Origin of the sequence: Treponema sp. (genome assembly GCF_045641405.1) — a bacterium.
GTDB lineage: Bacteria > Spirochaetota > Spirochaetia > Treponematales > Treponemataceae > Treponema_D.
Genome location: NZ_JAZUGX010000056.1, coordinates 1 through 14,513, shown reverse-complemented (window position 1 = coordinate 14,513; position 14,513 = coordinate 1). Strand labels below are relative to the sequence as shown.

The following is a 14,513-nucleotide window of genomic DNA, read 5'->3' as shown; positions in this document are numbered from 1 at the left end:
TTGGCTGGAGATACTTTTGAAAGGGGAACTTAAATGATCAAAGATTCTGGAGAAAGGCGCGAATTTGACACAGGCGCAGTCAGGGATATGGCAAAAGGCAAGGGCAGAATGGATCTTCTGCCCTGGGCCGCAATAATGGAAATCAGCAAACATTGCGAAGCTGGTGCTGCCAAGTACGGCGAACACAATGTGGATCTGGGGATCCCTACACATTCGCTGCTTGATTCCGCGGCCAGGCATTTAGCGAAATACTTGGAAGGTTGGGATGATGAGCCGCATTTGTTAGCAGCGGCCTGGAATCTGCTGTGGGCGATTCAGATGACAGTCAGTCATCCTGAATGTGTAGATACTCCGTGGAATAAGGATGGAACAGATGTCGGATGTTAAATGGATCAAACTGACAACAGACATGTTTGATAATAAGAAGATCAAACATCTGCGAAGGCTTCCTGATGGAAACAGTGTTGTTCTTATCTGGGTGATGCTGTTAACAATGGCAGGCCGATGCAATGCAGGCGGAATGATTTTCCTGACAGAAAATATTCCATATACACCAAAGATGTTGGCAGATGAACTTGGCTTTGAAGAAAACACAATTATCCTGGCATTAAATGCCCTGGAACAGCTTGGCATGATAAGCACTGACACAAATTGCCTGATGATCTCAGACTGGGAAAACCATCAGAATGTGGATGGCCTGGAAAAGATCCGTGAACAAACCAGGCAAAGGGTTGCAAAATCCAGAGCAAAGCAAAAACTGCTTGGATGTAACGCTGGATGTAACGCTACATGTAACGCTACAGTAACGCAAAGTAACGCAGCAGATATAGATATAGATAAAGATATAGAAGAAGAAATAGATTATATATCTATTGTCGATTATCTGAATGCAAAAGCTGGCACAAAGTTTAAACCAGGATCCGATAAAACAAGAAGACTGATCCGCGCCAGGTGGAATGAAGGCTTCAGGTTGGATGACTTCAAAACAGTCATTGAAAACAAATGCAAATCCTGGTTGGGATCCGATATGGAAAAATTCCTCAGGCCTGAAACCTTATTTGGAACAAAATTTGAAAGTTACTTAAACGAAAGGAACAAAAATGGACATACTGGAAGCAGTGTTGAAGAACACACTGAATATGGAATCGTTTTCTGATCTTCCGCCAAGACTTTCCGATGAAGAAAGCGAAAGAATGAAGGCGGATGCATTTAACGATACGGAAGGAAACCTGAATGAAGATGATGGTTACAGCTGTTCTATATGCAAAAACAGAGGCATCATCATGAAGGTAAAGCAGACAAGATCAGGCAATTGGACAAATGTGGCCTGTGACTGCGAATGCATGAAAATTAGACACACAATCCGAATGATGCAGCGATCTGGCCTGAAGAACATCATCAGGGATTACACATTCAGCAAATTTATTGCAACAGAAGACTGGCAGATCACATTGAAGGAAGCCGCAAAGACATATTCCCTGGAAAAGAAAGGCTGGTTTTTTATCGGCGGACAGTCTGGAGCAGGAAAAACACATCTATGCACAGCAATCTGCCGCGAATTTCTACTTGAAGGCATGCCAGTTAAATATATGCTTTGGCGAGATGAAGCACCAAAAATCAAAGCGGCAGTTAATGATGCGGCCCTTTACAGTGCCTGGATGGATCCGCTGAAAAAGGTGAAGGTGTTGTATATCGATGATCTGTTCAAGACAGGCAGAGGATCCGAAGATTCACAGAAACCAACAGCAGCAGATGTAAATATTGCTTTTGAGATCCTGAACTTCAGATATAACAATCCTGATTTGCTTACGATTATCAGCAGCGAATGCACTGTCAATGACATCATCAACATTGATGAAGCAATTGGTGGCAGGATCTTTGAAAGGGCCAAGGCATTCAGCTTGAAGCCTGACAGATCAAAAAATTTCAGGCTGAAAGGGGTGACAGAATTATGATAATGCTGGGAAATCTGAGCATTGAAGAAATCGAATCAAGACTGGGATTTACATTCCCTGATGAAATTAGGGCCTGGATGAAATCAACGCGCCAGGAAAATGCCCAGGAAATTGCAGATGATAAATGGCACTGCTTTGATATGCCTTTCATGATTGTCTGCGGAAACAAGGCTTTTGCAAAAGAAATAACGGATAAACTTCAACCTTTTGCAAAATACTTCAGGCAGGCCCTTCGGATTTCATACGAAAGGTAAATGATGAATGGACTACAAAGAATTAGTCGATGCGCTCCGCGATTACGCAGATATAGAATGGTTTAGTGGAGCAGAGAACGATCTGCGAAATGCTGCAGATGCCATAGAACAGCTTGCGAGCGACATCAATGTCATTCGCAAAGAGCGTGATGAGTGGCAGCGCAAATATTTTGAACTTGTCGGTTTTTCCGAACAGTTGGAAGATGCCAAGCCTGTTGCGAAAGGTGATGAAAATGGCAAAGATAGGATTAATTGATGTTGATGGCCACAATTATCCGAATCTTCCGCTGATGAAACTTTCCGCCTGGCATAAGGCGAAAGGTGATGAAGTTGTATGGTATGAAGCAATCGGCACAGGACATTGTGACAAGGTTTATATGTCAAAGATCTTCAGCTTTTCACCTGATTATGAATACTACATTGATGCAGATGAAGTCATTCAAGGCGGAAGTGGTTATTGCATCAGACTGGTTGATGGGCAAGAAGTGTTTGATGCATCCAAAGACATACACCTTCCAGATGAAATAGAACACATTTTCCCTGATTATTCTATTTATGGGATCACTGATACAGCATATGGATTTCTGTCCAGGGGATGTCCAAGGGGATGCGATTTCTGCCATGTGGCAGCAAAGGAAGGAAGAAGATCTGTGAAGGTTGCAGATCTGAATGAATTCTGGAATGGTCAGAAGAACATTGTTCTTTGTGATCCGAATATTCTGGCCTGCAGCCAATGGAAGGATCTGCTGCAGCAATTGATCGACAGTCGCGCATGGATTGATTTCAATCAGGGCCTGGATATCCGCCTGATGACAACTGAAAAGGCGGAAATGCTGAAGCAGATCAAAATTAAGCGGATCCATTTCGCCTGGGATCGATATGAAGATAAGGAAATGATAATTCCCAAATTCCAGATGTTCAAGGATATAACAGGAATCGATTACAGGAAACTGGGGGTATTCGTTCTCTGCAATTTCAATACAACAATTGCCCAAGATCTGGAAAGGATCTACACATTAAGGGATATGGGATTTAGTCCATATGTGATGCTGTATAACAAACAAAGCATTCCAAAGGGGAATGAATATAGAAAACTTCAGCAATGGTGCAATAACAGATATCTATTCGCAAGTATTAAGAAATTTGAAGATTTTGATGACAATAAAAGAAAACATGAAAGGAAGTGACTGAATGGCACCAAATGAAGCATTGGAACTTGTTAATAGAACAATTATGGAAGGAAAAGTCTGTGATGAAATAATGGCATCATATTCCTTCTGGTTTCGGATCCAGGATGCCCTGGAAAGTCAGATCCAAAAGAAAGGTGGAAAGATGATGGCAGCTATAGCGACAACCATAAAGGTAGATCTGGATGATAAATTGATCCAGGACATATACAACAAAGGCCATTCAGAAGGTTATGATCTGGGATACAAAGTCGGATTTGACAGGGGATGCAGGTTGGCGGATCCGATGAATGCGCCAATTGCTGATGATATTGTCAGCATGCCAATGAAAAAGGAAGCATAAAATGAATGCAAAAGAACTAATGAAGCAGATCCGATCCCTGGACACATCAATAGACATTAAAGCGACGGAAATAGATCACCTGAAGGCCATGCTTCTGAAGATTACACCAACACTGAAGGATGATCCATCTTTTAGTGGCGGATTCCAGGATAAGCTGGGCGAGATTATGCCCAAGATTGTGGATCTGAATAATGAAATCAACGCGGAAATCGATGCCCTGGTTGACAAAAGGGATCTAATTCTGGCCCTGCTGGATCAGGTGGAAGATCCTGATCAGCGAAATGTTCTGTATAAGCGATACTTTGAATACAAAACCTGGGAACAAATTGCAGTTGAAATGAATTACACTTGCAGATGGATCTACAAAATTCACGGAAATGCGCTGCAATCAATAAACAAAATCCTGAAGGATGACATGTGTTCATTTTAATTCAGTGTTTCCGCGTGATATAACTATGCTGCAAAATGATTTGAAAAGTCTGACGAAGGATTCTTTCCTTCTGAACAATCATTTTTGTTTCCTTTCATTAAGCTGGGCAGATTAATTCTGCCTGGCTTTTTGTATGCCCTGAAAGGTGGTGACGATTGTGGCCCTGAACAGAAAACAGCAGAGATTTTGCGATGAATATCTGATCGATCTTAATGCGACACAGGCCGCAATCCGCGCAGGATATTCAACCAGAACAGCTAAAGTGATCGGATCTGAAAACCTGACAAAACCTGCTATCAAAGAATATATCGAAAAGCGCATGGCGGAAAAGGAAGCTGCTTTGATTGCTTCCCAGGATGAAGTTTTGCGATATCTGACATCAGTCATTCGCGGTGAAAGCAGATCTGAAGTGCTGGCAAGGAATTCCTGGGGTGCGGAGCAGGTTATCATCAAAGGCCCTGATGAAGCAAACAAGCTGAAGGCAGCGGAACTGATGGGCAAAAGATATGGGATATACACTGAGAAAGTTTCAATGGATGTGACACCTGTAATAATTTCAGGTGTTGATGATCTGGAAGAATAATGGCGCATGGGAACAGGAAGGCCCAGAACAAGCGAAAACATGAAAGGAAGAATGATCTTCCGCCAAGACAGAAAGATGCTTATCAACTGATCGACAATAACTGGACACATTATCCTGTGGCCTATTGTGATCATTACAAAGGCTGGTTGTCATTGGGCCAGATCCAGACACACAGATGCCATGAACGGCAGTGTAAAAAGATCATAATGGTGTTTACTGATGAATAATTCAGCTTTGAGGATTTTCCTGCCTGATGTTGTTGGCAAAGGATATGCGGCCTTCTGGAAATTCAAAGGCCGTTATAGAGTTGTCAAGGGAAGCCGAGCTTCAAAAAAATCAAAGACAACTGCGCTGTGGATCATTGTCAACATGATGCAATATCCGCAGGCAAACACACTGGTTGTAAGGAAGACATTCCGAACACTGAAGGATTCCTGTTATACGGAACTTAAATGGGCAGTACACAGGCTGGGTGCGGATCCCTGGTGGAAATTTACGGAAAGTCCGCTTGAAGCTGAATATTTGCCCACAGGGCAGAAGATTTATTTCCGCGGTCTGGATGATCCTTTGAAGGTTACATCAATAACTGTTGATGTTGGTGTTCTGTGCTGGGGATGGATTGAAGAAGCATATGAGATCATGTCTGAGGATGATTTCAACATCCTGGATGAATCAATTCGCGGATCCTGTCCGCCTGGATTGTGGAAGCAGTGGACATTAACATTCAATCCATGGAATGAACATCACTGGATAAAGAAACGATTCTTCGACAATCCTGATGACGAAACACTGGCACTGACAACCAACTACATGTGCAATGAATTCCTGGATGCAGCAGATCTTAAAGCATTCGATGATATGAAGATCAGGAATCCGCGGCGATATGCCGTGGCAGGTTTAGGCGGATGGGGAATCGTTGAAGGCCTGGTTTATGAGAACTTCAGGGAAGCAGAATTCAATCCGAAGGATGAAGCATTCCTGGCAGATCATCCTTCCCTGGTTTCCTGTTTTGGTCTTGACTTTGGATACACAAACGATCCCACAGCAGTTTTCTGCGGTCTTTTGGATCAGAAGAAGAAACAGCTGTTTGTGTTCGATGAATTGTATGAAAAAGGCCTGTCAAATAAGCGAATTGCGGAATCAATCCAGGCAATGGGATACGGCAAGGAAAGGATCACAGCGGATTCAGCCGAGCCGAAAAGCATTGATGAATTGAAATCCCTGGGCCTTCGGATAAAAGGCGCGGCCAAAGGTAAGGATTCAGTCAAGAATGGGATCCAGTGGATCCAGGATCTGGAAATAATCATTCATCCGCGCTGCGTTAACTTCATCACTGAGATTTCAAACTACACATGGGAAAAGGATCGATTTGGTGTCATGACAAATGCACCAATTGATGACTTTAACCATTTGATGGATGCAATGCGTTACGCACTGGAAAACTACATTACAGGATCCAAATGGATCTGTTAACTGGGGGATGCCTATGGCAACATATGGGGATCTGCTTACACAGATTGAAAATAAACTGAACATTAAACCTGAACACTGCAGCATTGATGGCAGACTGAAGGACATTGCAAAAGAAATGGCCAGCAAAGGAAACAGGCATTCTGCAGATCAACTTGATGCCATGCGCTATGCGATAACATTGAAAAGTGAAATGCTGGAATCGATCCTGGCAAGCCTGGATGAAGATTCTGGATCCGATCCGATTCCTGAATCAGATCTGATTGATGCGGATCCTGTTCCTGAAGCAGATCTGATTGACATCAGCGGAATGTTGAAGGCGGAACTGCAGGCAGTATGTGATCAGATTGGTGTTCCCAGATCAGGCACAAAGGCAGAACTGATTGATAGAATCCTGGATGCAAGGGGTGATATGTATGTTAACAACAAGTGAGATAAAAACATTCATTGAACAGGATGCGATGTCGAGAAAGAAGCAGCTGGCAAAGGAAGGCATGCGTTACTATGAAGCGGATCATGACATCCGCCAGTATCGCCTGTTCTTTGTTGATTCTGATGGTGAAGTCAAAGAGGACAAGACAAGATCCAACATCAAAATAAGTCATCCGTTTTTCACAGAAATTGTGGATCAGGCAACACAGTACATGCTTTCAGGCAAAGACGGATTCATAAGATCTGATAAACCTGAATTGCAAGCGGAACTTGATGCTTACTTCAATGATAATGAAGATTTCCAGGCTGAACTTTATGAAGTGATTACAGGAACACAGGCCAAGGGATTCGATTATATGTATGCCTTTAAAGGCGCAGATGGGAAGACATGCTTCCAGGCTGCGGATTCCATTGGTGTGGTTGAAGTCCGCGCAAAAGAAACCGAAGATCACTGTGATTATGTCATATATTCCTATGTTGATCGCATTGGCAAAAACAACAAAAAGATCAACAGGATTCAGGTGTGGGATAGTGTCCAGACTTATTTCTATTGCCAGGAAGACAATGGGATAATTGTTCTGGATCCTTCCGCAGAAGTGAATCCCAGGCCGCATACAATGTGGAAAGAAGACGGATCCGATGCAACCTATTATGAAGGTTATGGCTTTATTCCGTTCTTCCGCCTGGATTACTGCAAGAAGCAGTTTTCCGCGCTTAAACCGATCAAAGATCTGATTGATGACTATGATCTGATGTCATGCGGCCTGTCCAACAACATTCAGGATGCCAATGAAGTGTTGTATGTTGTCAAAGGATTCCAGGGCGATAACCTGGATGAACTGATGACTAATATCCGCACAAAGAAGCACATTGGTGTGGATGACACAGGTGATGTTGACATTCGCACAGTTAACATTCCTTATCAGGCCAGAGAAGCGAAGCTGGCCCTGGATGAAAAGAACATTTATCGCTTCGGCATGGCATTTAACAGCGCACAACAGGGTGATGGCAATATCACAAACATTGTCATTAAATCCAGGTATGCGTTACTCGATCTTAAATGCAATAAACTGGAAATCCGTCTTCAGCAATTCCTGCGCAAGCTGCTGCAGGTTGTTCTGAAGGAAATCAATGATGATCAGGGAACTGATTATCAGATGAAGGATGTCTATTTTGATTTCCAGCGCGAAATCATGACTAATGCTCTGGACAATGCCCAGATAGAATTAATTGATGCGCAGAAGCAGCAGGTGCTGATCACAACATTGCTTAACTGCGCTTCCCTTCTGGATTCCGCTACACTGATCCAGAACATCTGCGATGCCCTGGATCTGGATTATAACGAAATTAAGGATAAGATCCCTGATGCCAAGGATGAAGCAATACAGGCTTTGGACATTTTGGATCGTATCAGCAATAATAGGGATGATGATCTGATTGGATAAGTGGAACAAACAAGTGCATGAATCCCTGCTTAAATCGGAAGCGCAGGCAATAAAGCAACTTGAAAAGCAGTACAAATCCGCCATGCAGGACATTGTGGATAAGGCTAAAATCCTGCAGGCGGACATAGACATGCTGCAGGATGCAGCAGATGAAGCAAAGGCCGCAGGCGAATATCTGAATGCTTCAAAGATATTGTCAATGAAGCAGTCAAAGGTCTATCAGAAACAGTTTCAAGACAATTTGAAGGGCCAGGTGGAAGGGATCCTGGATAAGCTGCATTCGGATCAGTATGCCACAATCCAGGAATATCTGAATGGCTGTTATTCAGATGCCTGGACAGGATCTGCTTACACACTGCTGCATAGTGGTGTGCCTGTAATTTCGCCAATAGATCAGGTGAAGATGGCCAAAGCTGTTCTGACAAATTCCAAGATCAAAGAAGGCTATTATGATCACCTGGGTGTCGATTATGCGAAGCTGAAGAAGGTTATTCCTGCTGAGTTATCCAGGGGAATCGCTTCAGGTTTATCCTATTCCGAAATTGCCAGGAACATTAATATGGCATCAGGATCTGGCCTGTACAATGCAGAACGGATCGCCAGGACAGAAGGCCACAGGATCCAGCAGGAAGCATTCCAGGATTCCGCGGAAGATGCCAAAGCGCATGGCGCGGATCTGGTGCGGATCTGGTCTGCTGTTCTGGATGGCAAAACCAGGGAAACACACAGAATGTTCGATGGCGCGATGGCCGAAGTCGGTGAGCCATTCAAACTGAATGGAATGGAAGTCGAAAGGCCTGGCGCATTCGGTATTGCTTCAGAAGATATCAATTGCAGATGTGTTGTCATTTCAAAGCCAAGGTGGGCCTTGAATGATGAATTCACTAAGATGGATAACTTCAGCAAGGAACTGAAGACATTCAAGAATTACAAGCAGTATGAAGCATTTAAGACTGCTTACAATTCAAAGGAAAACCTGGAATACATGAAATATGTCCAGGCAATGAGTGCCAAATATCGCACAAATGATATATATGAACTGATTAATGCATTTGATCATCAGGATCTGATGAAATACATTGAACTGGCAGATGAAAATCCGCTGCTGGACAAAGCAGGAATGGCCAAACTAATGAACAGCGCAGGTATTGATCCTGCCCAGGCAGTGGCCCAGGTTGCTGCACAGGCAGCACCTGCACCAGATCCGAATGCTACACCTGCACCAGATCCGAATGTTGCGCCTTCTGCACCTGATCCTGTGCCTGCACCAGATCCTGCGCCAAAGAAGGAATATCTGACGGAAAAGAAACTGGGTGAAAAGATTTCCGATATTGATCAGCAGCAGGCCGCATTAACATCAGGATATGCGGATCTTGATGATTTCCTGAAGCATGCTGCGCAACCTGATATTGATGCCTATAACGATCTGCAAAAGCAAAAGGAAACATTCCAGGATAAACTGAATAAGAAGGCCCTGGCCAAACAAAAAAAGGTTTTAACCAAAGAACAGGCCGAACTTGAAAACCAAATTGCGAACATAGAAATCAAAACTTATTCAGGAATCTGGAAAGATGATGTTACCACAGAAGACTGGTATGAAAAGCAGGCATCAATTCAGAAGAAAAGGGATTATTATAACAACAAACTTCTGCACACAACAGATCCAGACGAAATTGCGAAATTCAAGAATTATTTGAATCAGCTTGACGAATTTGAAGCAGAAGGCAAGGCACTGTATGACAAGAAAAATCAGCTGTCAAAGATAAAAGCTGATTTGCAAAACCTGGGGAAAAATGTTAAAATACCAGATCCAGGAAATCCTTTTTCTGAAGAACGGAAAAAGAATGCATTATGGTTTACCAATAAAAATGGTGGGCCAATGGCTGCAGATAAAGTTGCAAGGCCAAAGGCAGGCGAAGTATGGCGCACTCTTAACTATGACCAAAAGGAAGCATTGTATGCCTATACAAGCTCTTACCACAGAATTAACGAGCCATTAAGGGGAATCGAATACGGCACAAGTCGATTCCTGGGGGTTGGCAAGGTCGATCTTGATAAGATCGGCACAAATGGATATGGTGGTTATGCCAGGGGTTATGTCCGCAGCCTTATTAACAATATGACAGATGCCATTGACAGATCGTCATATGCAGAAGACTGGTGGTTTAATCGTGGTGTCAGTTACAGTGGGTTTGCTAAGCTGTTTGGTTTTGATCCTTCCATTTTCTATGGCACACAGGCAGAAATTGAAAATGCACTGCTTGGATTAACTGGAACAGAATATGGTTTTATGTCGATGGGCATTGCCAAAGGCAGCGGATTTTCAGGTGATGTCATTATGAACATCTATGCACCAGCAGGCACTAAAATGATGTATCTTGAGCCAATATCAGCATATGGATATGGTGCAAGGGGAATCGGATGGGATGGATATTCCGAACAGACGAAGATCGGATATGAAGCAGAAATGCTTCTGCAGCAAGGATCTGAACTAAGAATTACGAAGGTTGAAAAAAGCCATGGCCAGATCTATATCGATGTTGAAGTAATCGGACAGGGAGCATATCAGAGGTGAAAACATTACAGGAAAAATGGGAAGATGATGGTCTTTCCGATAACAGCAGCGTAATCAAATGCAAACAGTGCAAGGGATGTGCATTCCAGAATGATGGCACAGTATGGTCTAACAGCTTTGAAAAGGCCTGCTGCGCAATGTATCCATATCCTGGATCAAAGCCGATTGCAGTAATGCGCAATGAAGACGAATGCCCATATAAAGAATAAGCACCATGTATGCGCATGGTGTTTTTTTCATGCCCTGAAAGGATGTGATTCCCATGTTTGAAGAAGCAGCAGATCTTCAGGATCTGGCACAGATCTGCTTTGACAAATTCGCTGATGTCCGCGAAGCAGCGGATGCGGTGATTGCTTTCATCTGGTCTGAAAAGCCGAAGATGTCAAAGGGCAAGGTTGTCTTTGCAGACACAACAAAGGTTGAAGAACGGGTCCGATTCCTGTCCAGAATAGATTTCATCATCACATTCTACAGGCCAGCCTGTGCAGATCTGACAGGCGATCAGATGGAAATCCTGATGCACCATGAACTGATGCATGTTGGATTTAATTCCGAAGATGGAAAAACCAAGATTATTCCGCATGATATCGAAGATTTCCGCGCAATCCTGGAAGCGCATGGAATGGATTGGGTGCATTAATCAACTAACAGGCAAGTAAATACTATGTTGAAAACACTGCAGAAATGCGGTGTTTATTTTATTTTGAAAGGAAGAAAATCAAATGAACATTACACCTATTATTAATGCTGTACTGGCATTGATTGCTGCCGTAATAACCACATATCTTATTCCCTGGTTGCAGGCAAAGAAAACGGAAATATATGCCAGGGTATCCGAAAGGGATGTGGAATTCATGATGACTGTGGCAAACACAGTTGTGCTGGCTGCTCAGCAGATGTATTCATCAAATGAAGATAAACTGGAATACGCAATGACAGCATTTGAAAAAATCTGTGCTAATGCAGGTTATTCCTATGACAGCACTGAAGCCAGGGCATTAATTGAATCATTAGTATTTCAGAAAAAATATGGATTCGCGCTCTGGCATACTGGTGTTGCTGATTCCAATTTCAGTGAAGCAACAGATCCTGGGAAATCGGAATGAAATTCGGAATTGATATTTCAGCCTGGCAGACTGGTGTTGATTATTCCAAGGCAGTCGGTGATGGTGTTTCCTTTGCCATTTTAAGGGCAGGATATGGCCGTAATCAGGCATCAGGGAAGGATAAGATGTTTGATGCACACTATGCAGAATTTAAACATCTTGGCATTCCTCTTGGCGCATATCAGTATTCATATGCATCATCTGTTGAAGCTGCTGCAGCCGAAGCGGAAGCATGCGTTGCCTGGCTAAAAGGCAAGGATCTGCAGCTTCCTGTGTTCTATGATCTGGAAGATCCTTCTGTTGCTGTTGCTGGGAAAGAAACGATAACGCAAATGGCATTGGCTTGGTGTTCTATTCTCAACATGGCAGGATATTCCGCAGGTGTTTATGCAAATCAATATTGGTTTGACACCTATATTGATGCCAAAACCATTGCCAATGCAGGATATGCGCTGTGGTGCGCTTCCTGGGGAACTAAGCAACCTGATCTGCCTGGTTTAGCAATGTGGCAGTTTGGTGGCGAAACAAATAAGATCCGATCCAATCAGGTCGCAGGAATTGGGATCTGCGATCAGAATTATCTGATCGATGAATCAATTCTGGCAGGCGATAAAAGCAATCCTGTTTTACAGGAAACAGGTGTGACTAAGCCTGATAAAGATGTTGCGAAGATAACACTATCTTTTTCGGAATCCATAAGGATCCAGGCAATGCTGTGTGATCATCAGCTGTTAAGCAAAGACGATGTTGATGGCATTGTGGGAAAGAAATCCGCTGATGCGCTTTCCAAGTTTGCGGACATGGTTAAAGCCAGCATTGATTAACTTATTGATTTAAGCACCTGAAAAGGTGCTTTTTTCATACAATCATCTGGGATGATGTAAAACATCCATCCAATCTAAACAAGACATAACTTGTAAAAATTGTATTTGAAAGGATTATTAAGCAATGACATTCGCAGAAATCTTAAAAGCCAAAGGTGTGGCAAATGATGTTGCCCAGGCAATCCTGGATGACATGAAAGCTAATAAGATCTTCACTTCTTCCGAAGAAAATCTGGATATCAGATACGGCAAGCTGAAGACGGATCATGACAGCTTGAGCCAGCAGTATGCGGAAGCGCAGAAACTGATCGAAGATTTAAAGAAGTCTTCAAAGGGCCAGGATGGTCTTCAGGAAAAAATCGCGGATTATGAAGCGCAGATCGGACAGCTTCAGGCACAGCTGGCACAGACACAGATCGATTCCGCAATTAAGGTCGGCCTGTTGTCTGAAAAGGCCCTGGATGTGGATTATTTAACCTTCAAATTGAAGGAAAAGGGATCCCTGGAACTTGATGATCAGGGCAAAATCAAAGGCTGGGATGACAAAATCGCGGCCTTAAAAACACAGCTTCCTGGCCAGTTTGAAGGCACTGGTAAGAAGACTGTTCTGGAAAACAAACTGCCTGAAGACAATGGCAAAGGCAGTGAAATCACGAAGGAAGCCTTCACAAAGATGGGATATCAGGAAAGGGTGAAATTATTCAACGAAAATCCTGATGCCTATGCTGAATTAGCAAAGGGGTGATTAAATGCTGACTGATAAATTGTGCGCAATTCTTTCTGCGCTTGGTGGAAATCCTTCTGCGCTTCCTGACATGCTGGATATTACCATCATTGATGCAATCATTGCGCAGATTAACACCAGCGCGGCAGTAACAGCGGCCGAAGTTTTAACTGCCATCCAGGCAATGACTTCGGAACAGAAAAGCAGTGTCAAAACTGCGATCCCAGTAACAGCAGCAGATGTTTCGGCGGCCATCACTGCGATGGATGCTGAACAGATCGGTGCTGTAAAAACTGCACTGGGTATTTCAGAATAAAAAAATAAAAGAAATTGAAAGGACATTCAAATCATGGGTACTTCATACACAACTACTCTTAATGACATTATCAATCCTCAGGTCATGGCAGACATGATATCTGCAAAACTTCCGAAAAAACTTGTTGTTGCGCCTTTTGCAAAGGTTGACAACACCTTGGAAGGGCAGCCTGGTAACACGATCACTGTTCCGCAGTATGCATACATTGGCGATGCAGTTGATGTCGCAGAAGGTGTTCAGGCAGATACAGTCAAACTGGAAGCAGGATCTTCCCAGGTAACTGTGAAGAAAGCAATGAAGGCTGTTGACATCACTGATGAAGCAGCACTTTCTGGATACGGCGATCCTGTTGGCGAGATAAACGCACAGCTTATCAAGTCAATCGCTTCCAAGGTTGACAGTGACTGCCTGGATGCTGCCATCAATGGTGCGCAGCTGCGCTTTTACGATGAAAGCAACAAAATCAAGTATGCTTCCATCATTGATGCCATTGATCTTCTTAATGAAGAAGTCAACAGCGAAAAAGTGCTTTTTGTTAATCCTGCACAGGTCAGCACACTTCGCAAGGATTCGGATTTTATTTCCGCTGACAAGTATTCTGGCCAGGTCATTATGACTGGCGAAATCGGCAGAATTGCAAACTGCCGTGTTGTTCCTTCCAAGAGAGTCGGCACTGTCGATTCTTACTACAAATTTACTGCATCTGGTACATCTGGCGCACTGAAGGTTGTCGCATCTGGCGCATCAACCAATGAAGTGGATCTGGCCGATGTTCTTCCCACACTTCCTTCCGCAAAGGCCGATGATTATGTGCTTCTCGTCAGTGTAAAGTCATACAACAATGTCATCCTGAAGCTGAACAATGATGA

General features: G+C 43.3%; 20 protein-coding genes. All 20 read left to right on the top strand.

The features are described from left to right. The first annotated feature begins 33 nt into the window (after positions 1-33). The gene (locus ACKI39_RS08660; RefSeq protein ID WP_407399615.1) at positions 34-387 is read left to right on the top strand and encodes a dATP/dGTP diphosphohydrolase domain-containing protein; all 354 of its coding nucleotides are present in this window, start codon (positions 34-36) and stop codon (positions 385-387) included. After that, positions 374-1,156, top strand: coding sequence for a phage replisome organizer N-terminal domain-containing protein (locus ACKI39_RS08655; RefSeq protein WP_407399613.1), 783 nt, complete (start codon positions 374-376; stop codon positions 1,154-1,156). The genes ACKI39_RS08660 and ACKI39_RS08655 overlap by 14 nt, the downstream gene beginning before the upstream one ends. Next, positions 1,101-1,955: an ATP-binding protein gene (locus ACKI39_RS08650; RefSeq protein WP_407399611.1), complete on the top strand. Its 855-nt coding sequence runs from the start codon at positions 1,101-1,103 to the stop codon at positions 1,953-1,955. The genes ACKI39_RS08655 and ACKI39_RS08650 overlap by 56 nt, the downstream gene beginning before the upstream one ends. 2 nt (positions 1,956-1,957) lie before the next feature. Further along, positions 1,958-2,209, top strand: a complete 252-nt coding sequence (locus tag ACKI39_RS08645; RefSeq protein ID WP_407399609.1) for a hypothetical protein — start codon at positions 1,958-1,960, stop codon at positions 2,207-2,209. A gap of 7 nt (positions 2,210-2,216) precedes the next feature. Continuing rightward, on the top strand, positions 2,217-2,465 hold the full coding sequence (locus ACKI39_RS08640; protein ID WP_407399607.1) for a hypothetical protein: 249 nt from the start codon (positions 2,217-2,219) through the stop codon (positions 2,463-2,465). Next, positions 2,443-3,396, top strand: coding sequence for a radical SAM protein (locus ACKI39_RS08635; RefSeq protein ID WP_407399605.1), 954 nt, complete (start codon positions 2,443-2,445; stop codon positions 3,394-3,396). Before ACKI39_RS08640 ends, ACKI39_RS08635 begins: the two co-directional genes overlap by 23 nt. 4 nt (positions 3,397-3,400) lie before the next feature. Continuing rightward, on the top strand, positions 3,401-3,739 hold the full coding sequence (locus ACKI39_RS08630; protein WP_407399603.1) for a hypothetical protein: 339 nt from the start codon (positions 3,401-3,403) through the stop codon (positions 3,737-3,739). A 1-nt stretch (position 3,740) separates the two neighbouring features. Continuing rightward, positions 3,741-4,169, top strand: coding sequence for a DUF1492 domain-containing protein (locus ACKI39_RS08625; protein ID WP_407399601.1), 429 nt, complete (start codon positions 3,741-3,743; stop codon positions 4,167-4,169). Positions 4,170-4,326: 157 nt separating this feature from the next. Continuing rightward, entirely contained in the window at positions 4,327-4,752 is a 426-nt protein-coding gene (locus ACKI39_RS08620; protein WP_407399599.1) for a terminase small subunit, read from the top strand. 219 nt (positions 4,753-4,971) lie between these two features. Continuing rightward, positions 4,972-6,225, top strand: a complete 1,254-nt coding sequence (locus ACKI39_RS08615) for a PBSX family phage terminase large subunit (RefSeq protein WP_407399597.1) — start codon at positions 4,972-4,974, stop codon at positions 6,223-6,225. Between the two features lie 13 nt (positions 6,226-6,238). Beyond that, positions 6,239-6,655, top strand: a complete 417-nt coding sequence (locus ACKI39_RS08610) for an SAP domain-containing protein (RefSeq protein ID WP_407399595.1) — start codon at positions 6,239-6,241, stop codon at positions 6,653-6,655. Then, the gene (locus ACKI39_RS08605) at positions 6,639-8,099 is read left to right on the top strand and encodes a phage portal protein (protein WP_407399593.1); all 1,461 of its coding nucleotides are present in this window, start codon (positions 6,639-6,641) and stop codon (positions 8,097-8,099) included. Before ACKI39_RS08610 ends, ACKI39_RS08605 begins: the two co-directional genes overlap by 17 nt. 13 nt (positions 8,100-8,112) lie before the next feature. Continuing rightward, on the top strand, positions 8,113-10,674 hold the full coding sequence (locus tag ACKI39_RS08600; RefSeq protein ID WP_407399591.1) for a phage minor head protein: 2,562 nt from the start codon (positions 8,113-8,115) through the stop codon (positions 10,672-10,674). Continuing rightward, positions 10,671-10,883, top strand: coding sequence for a hypothetical protein (locus ACKI39_RS08595; protein WP_407399589.1), 213 nt, complete (start codon positions 10,671-10,673; stop codon positions 10,881-10,883). Before ACKI39_RS08600 ends, ACKI39_RS08595 begins: the two co-directional genes overlap by 4 nt. A 53-nt stretch (positions 10,884-10,936) precedes the next feature. After that, a complete protein-coding gene (locus ACKI39_RS08590) occupies positions 10,937-11,314 on the top strand; it encodes a putative metallopeptidase (protein WP_407399587.1) in 378 nt (125 codons plus the stop codon). Between the two features lie 82 nt (positions 11,315-11,396). Beyond that, on the top strand, positions 11,397-11,780 hold the full coding sequence (locus ACKI39_RS08585) for a phage holin, LLH family (RefSeq protein ID WP_407399585.1): 384 nt from the start codon (positions 11,397-11,399) through the stop codon (positions 11,778-11,780). Beyond that, positions 11,777-12,604, top strand: coding sequence for a GH25 family lysozyme (locus ACKI39_RS08580; protein WP_407399583.1), 828 nt, complete (start codon positions 11,777-11,779; stop codon positions 12,602-12,604). The genes ACKI39_RS08585 and ACKI39_RS08580 overlap by 4 nt, the downstream gene beginning before the upstream one ends. 124 nt (positions 12,605-12,728) lie before the next feature. Further along, positions 12,729-13,349 (top strand): phage scaffolding protein, encoded by a 621-nt coding sequence (locus ACKI39_RS08575; RefSeq protein ID WP_407399581.1) that lies wholly within the window; start codon positions 12,729-12,731, stop codon positions 13,347-13,349. A 4-nt stretch (positions 13,350-13,353) separates the two neighbouring features. Then, positions 13,354-13,644 (top strand): hypothetical protein, encoded by a 291-nt coding sequence (locus tag ACKI39_RS08570; protein ID WP_407399579.1) that lies wholly within the window; start codon positions 13,354-13,356, stop codon positions 13,642-13,644. Between the two features lie 33 nt (positions 13,645-13,677). Continuing rightward, positions 13,678-14,513, top strand: an 836-nt coding sequence (locus tag ACKI39_RS08565) for a N4-gp56 family major capsid protein (protein ID WP_407399577.1), incomplete at its 3' end; no start/stop codon positions are given.

Bases quoted from the DNA above. Each gene is read 5' to 3' on its own strand.
- ACKI39_RS08625 (WP_407399601.1), top strand. From the start codon at position 3,741: ATGAATGCAAAAGAACTAATGAAGCAGATCCGATCCCTGGACACATCA.
- ACKI39_RS08640 (WP_407399607.1), top strand. From the start codon at position 2,217: ATGGACTACAAAGAATTAGTCGATGCGCTCCGCGATTACGCAGATATA.
- ACKI39_RS08660 (WP_407399615.1), top strand. From the start codon at position 34: ATGATCAAAGATTCTGGAGAAAGGCGCGAATTTGACACAGGCGCAGTC.
- ACKI39_RS08605 (WP_407399593.1), top strand. From the start codon at position 6,639: ATGTTAACAACAAGTGAGATAAAAACATTCATTGAACAGGATGCGATG.
- ACKI39_RS08585 (WP_407399585.1), top strand. From the start codon at position 11,397: ATGAACATTACACCTATTATTAATGCTGTACTGGCATTGATTGCTGCC.
- ACKI39_RS08650 (WP_407399611.1), top strand. From the start codon at position 1,101: ATGGACATACTGGAAGCAGTGTTGAAGAACACACTGAATATGGAATCG.
- ACKI39_RS08570 (WP_407399579.1), top strand. From the start codon at position 13,354: ATGCTGACTGATAAATTGTGCGCAATTCTTTCTGCGCTTGGTGGAAAT.
- ACKI39_RS08575 (WP_407399581.1), top strand. From the start codon at position 12,729: ATGACATTCGCAGAAATCTTAAAAGCCAAAGGTGTGGCAAATGATGTT.
- ACKI39_RS08615 (WP_407399597.1), top strand. From the start codon at position 4,972: ATGAATAATTCAGCTTTGAGGATTTTCCTGCCTGATGTTGTTGGCAAA.
- ACKI39_RS08655 (WP_407399613.1), top strand. From the start codon at position 374: ATGTCGGATGTTAAATGGATCAAACTGACAACAGACATGTTTGATAAT.
- ACKI39_RS08590 (WP_407399587.1), top strand. From the start codon at position 10,937: ATGTTTGAAGAAGCAGCAGATCTTCAGGATCTGGCACAGATCTGCTTT.
- ACKI39_RS08630 (WP_407399603.1), top strand. From the start codon at position 3,401: ATGGCACCAAATGAAGCATTGGAACTTGTTAATAGAACAATTATGGAA.
- ACKI39_RS08645 (WP_407399609.1), top strand. From the start codon at position 1,958: ATGCTGGGAAATCTGAGCATTGAAGAAATCGAATCAAGACTGGGATTT.
- ACKI39_RS08635 (WP_407399605.1), top strand. From the start codon at position 2,443: ATGGCAAAGATAGGATTAATTGATGTTGATGGCCACAATTATCCGAAT.
- ACKI39_RS08610 (WP_407399595.1), top strand. From the start codon at position 6,239: ATGGCAACATATGGGGATCTGCTTACACAGATTGAAAATAAACTGAAC.
- ACKI39_RS08580 (WP_407399583.1), top strand. From the start codon at position 11,777: ATGAAATTCGGAATTGATATTTCAGCCTGGCAGACTGGTGTTGATTAT.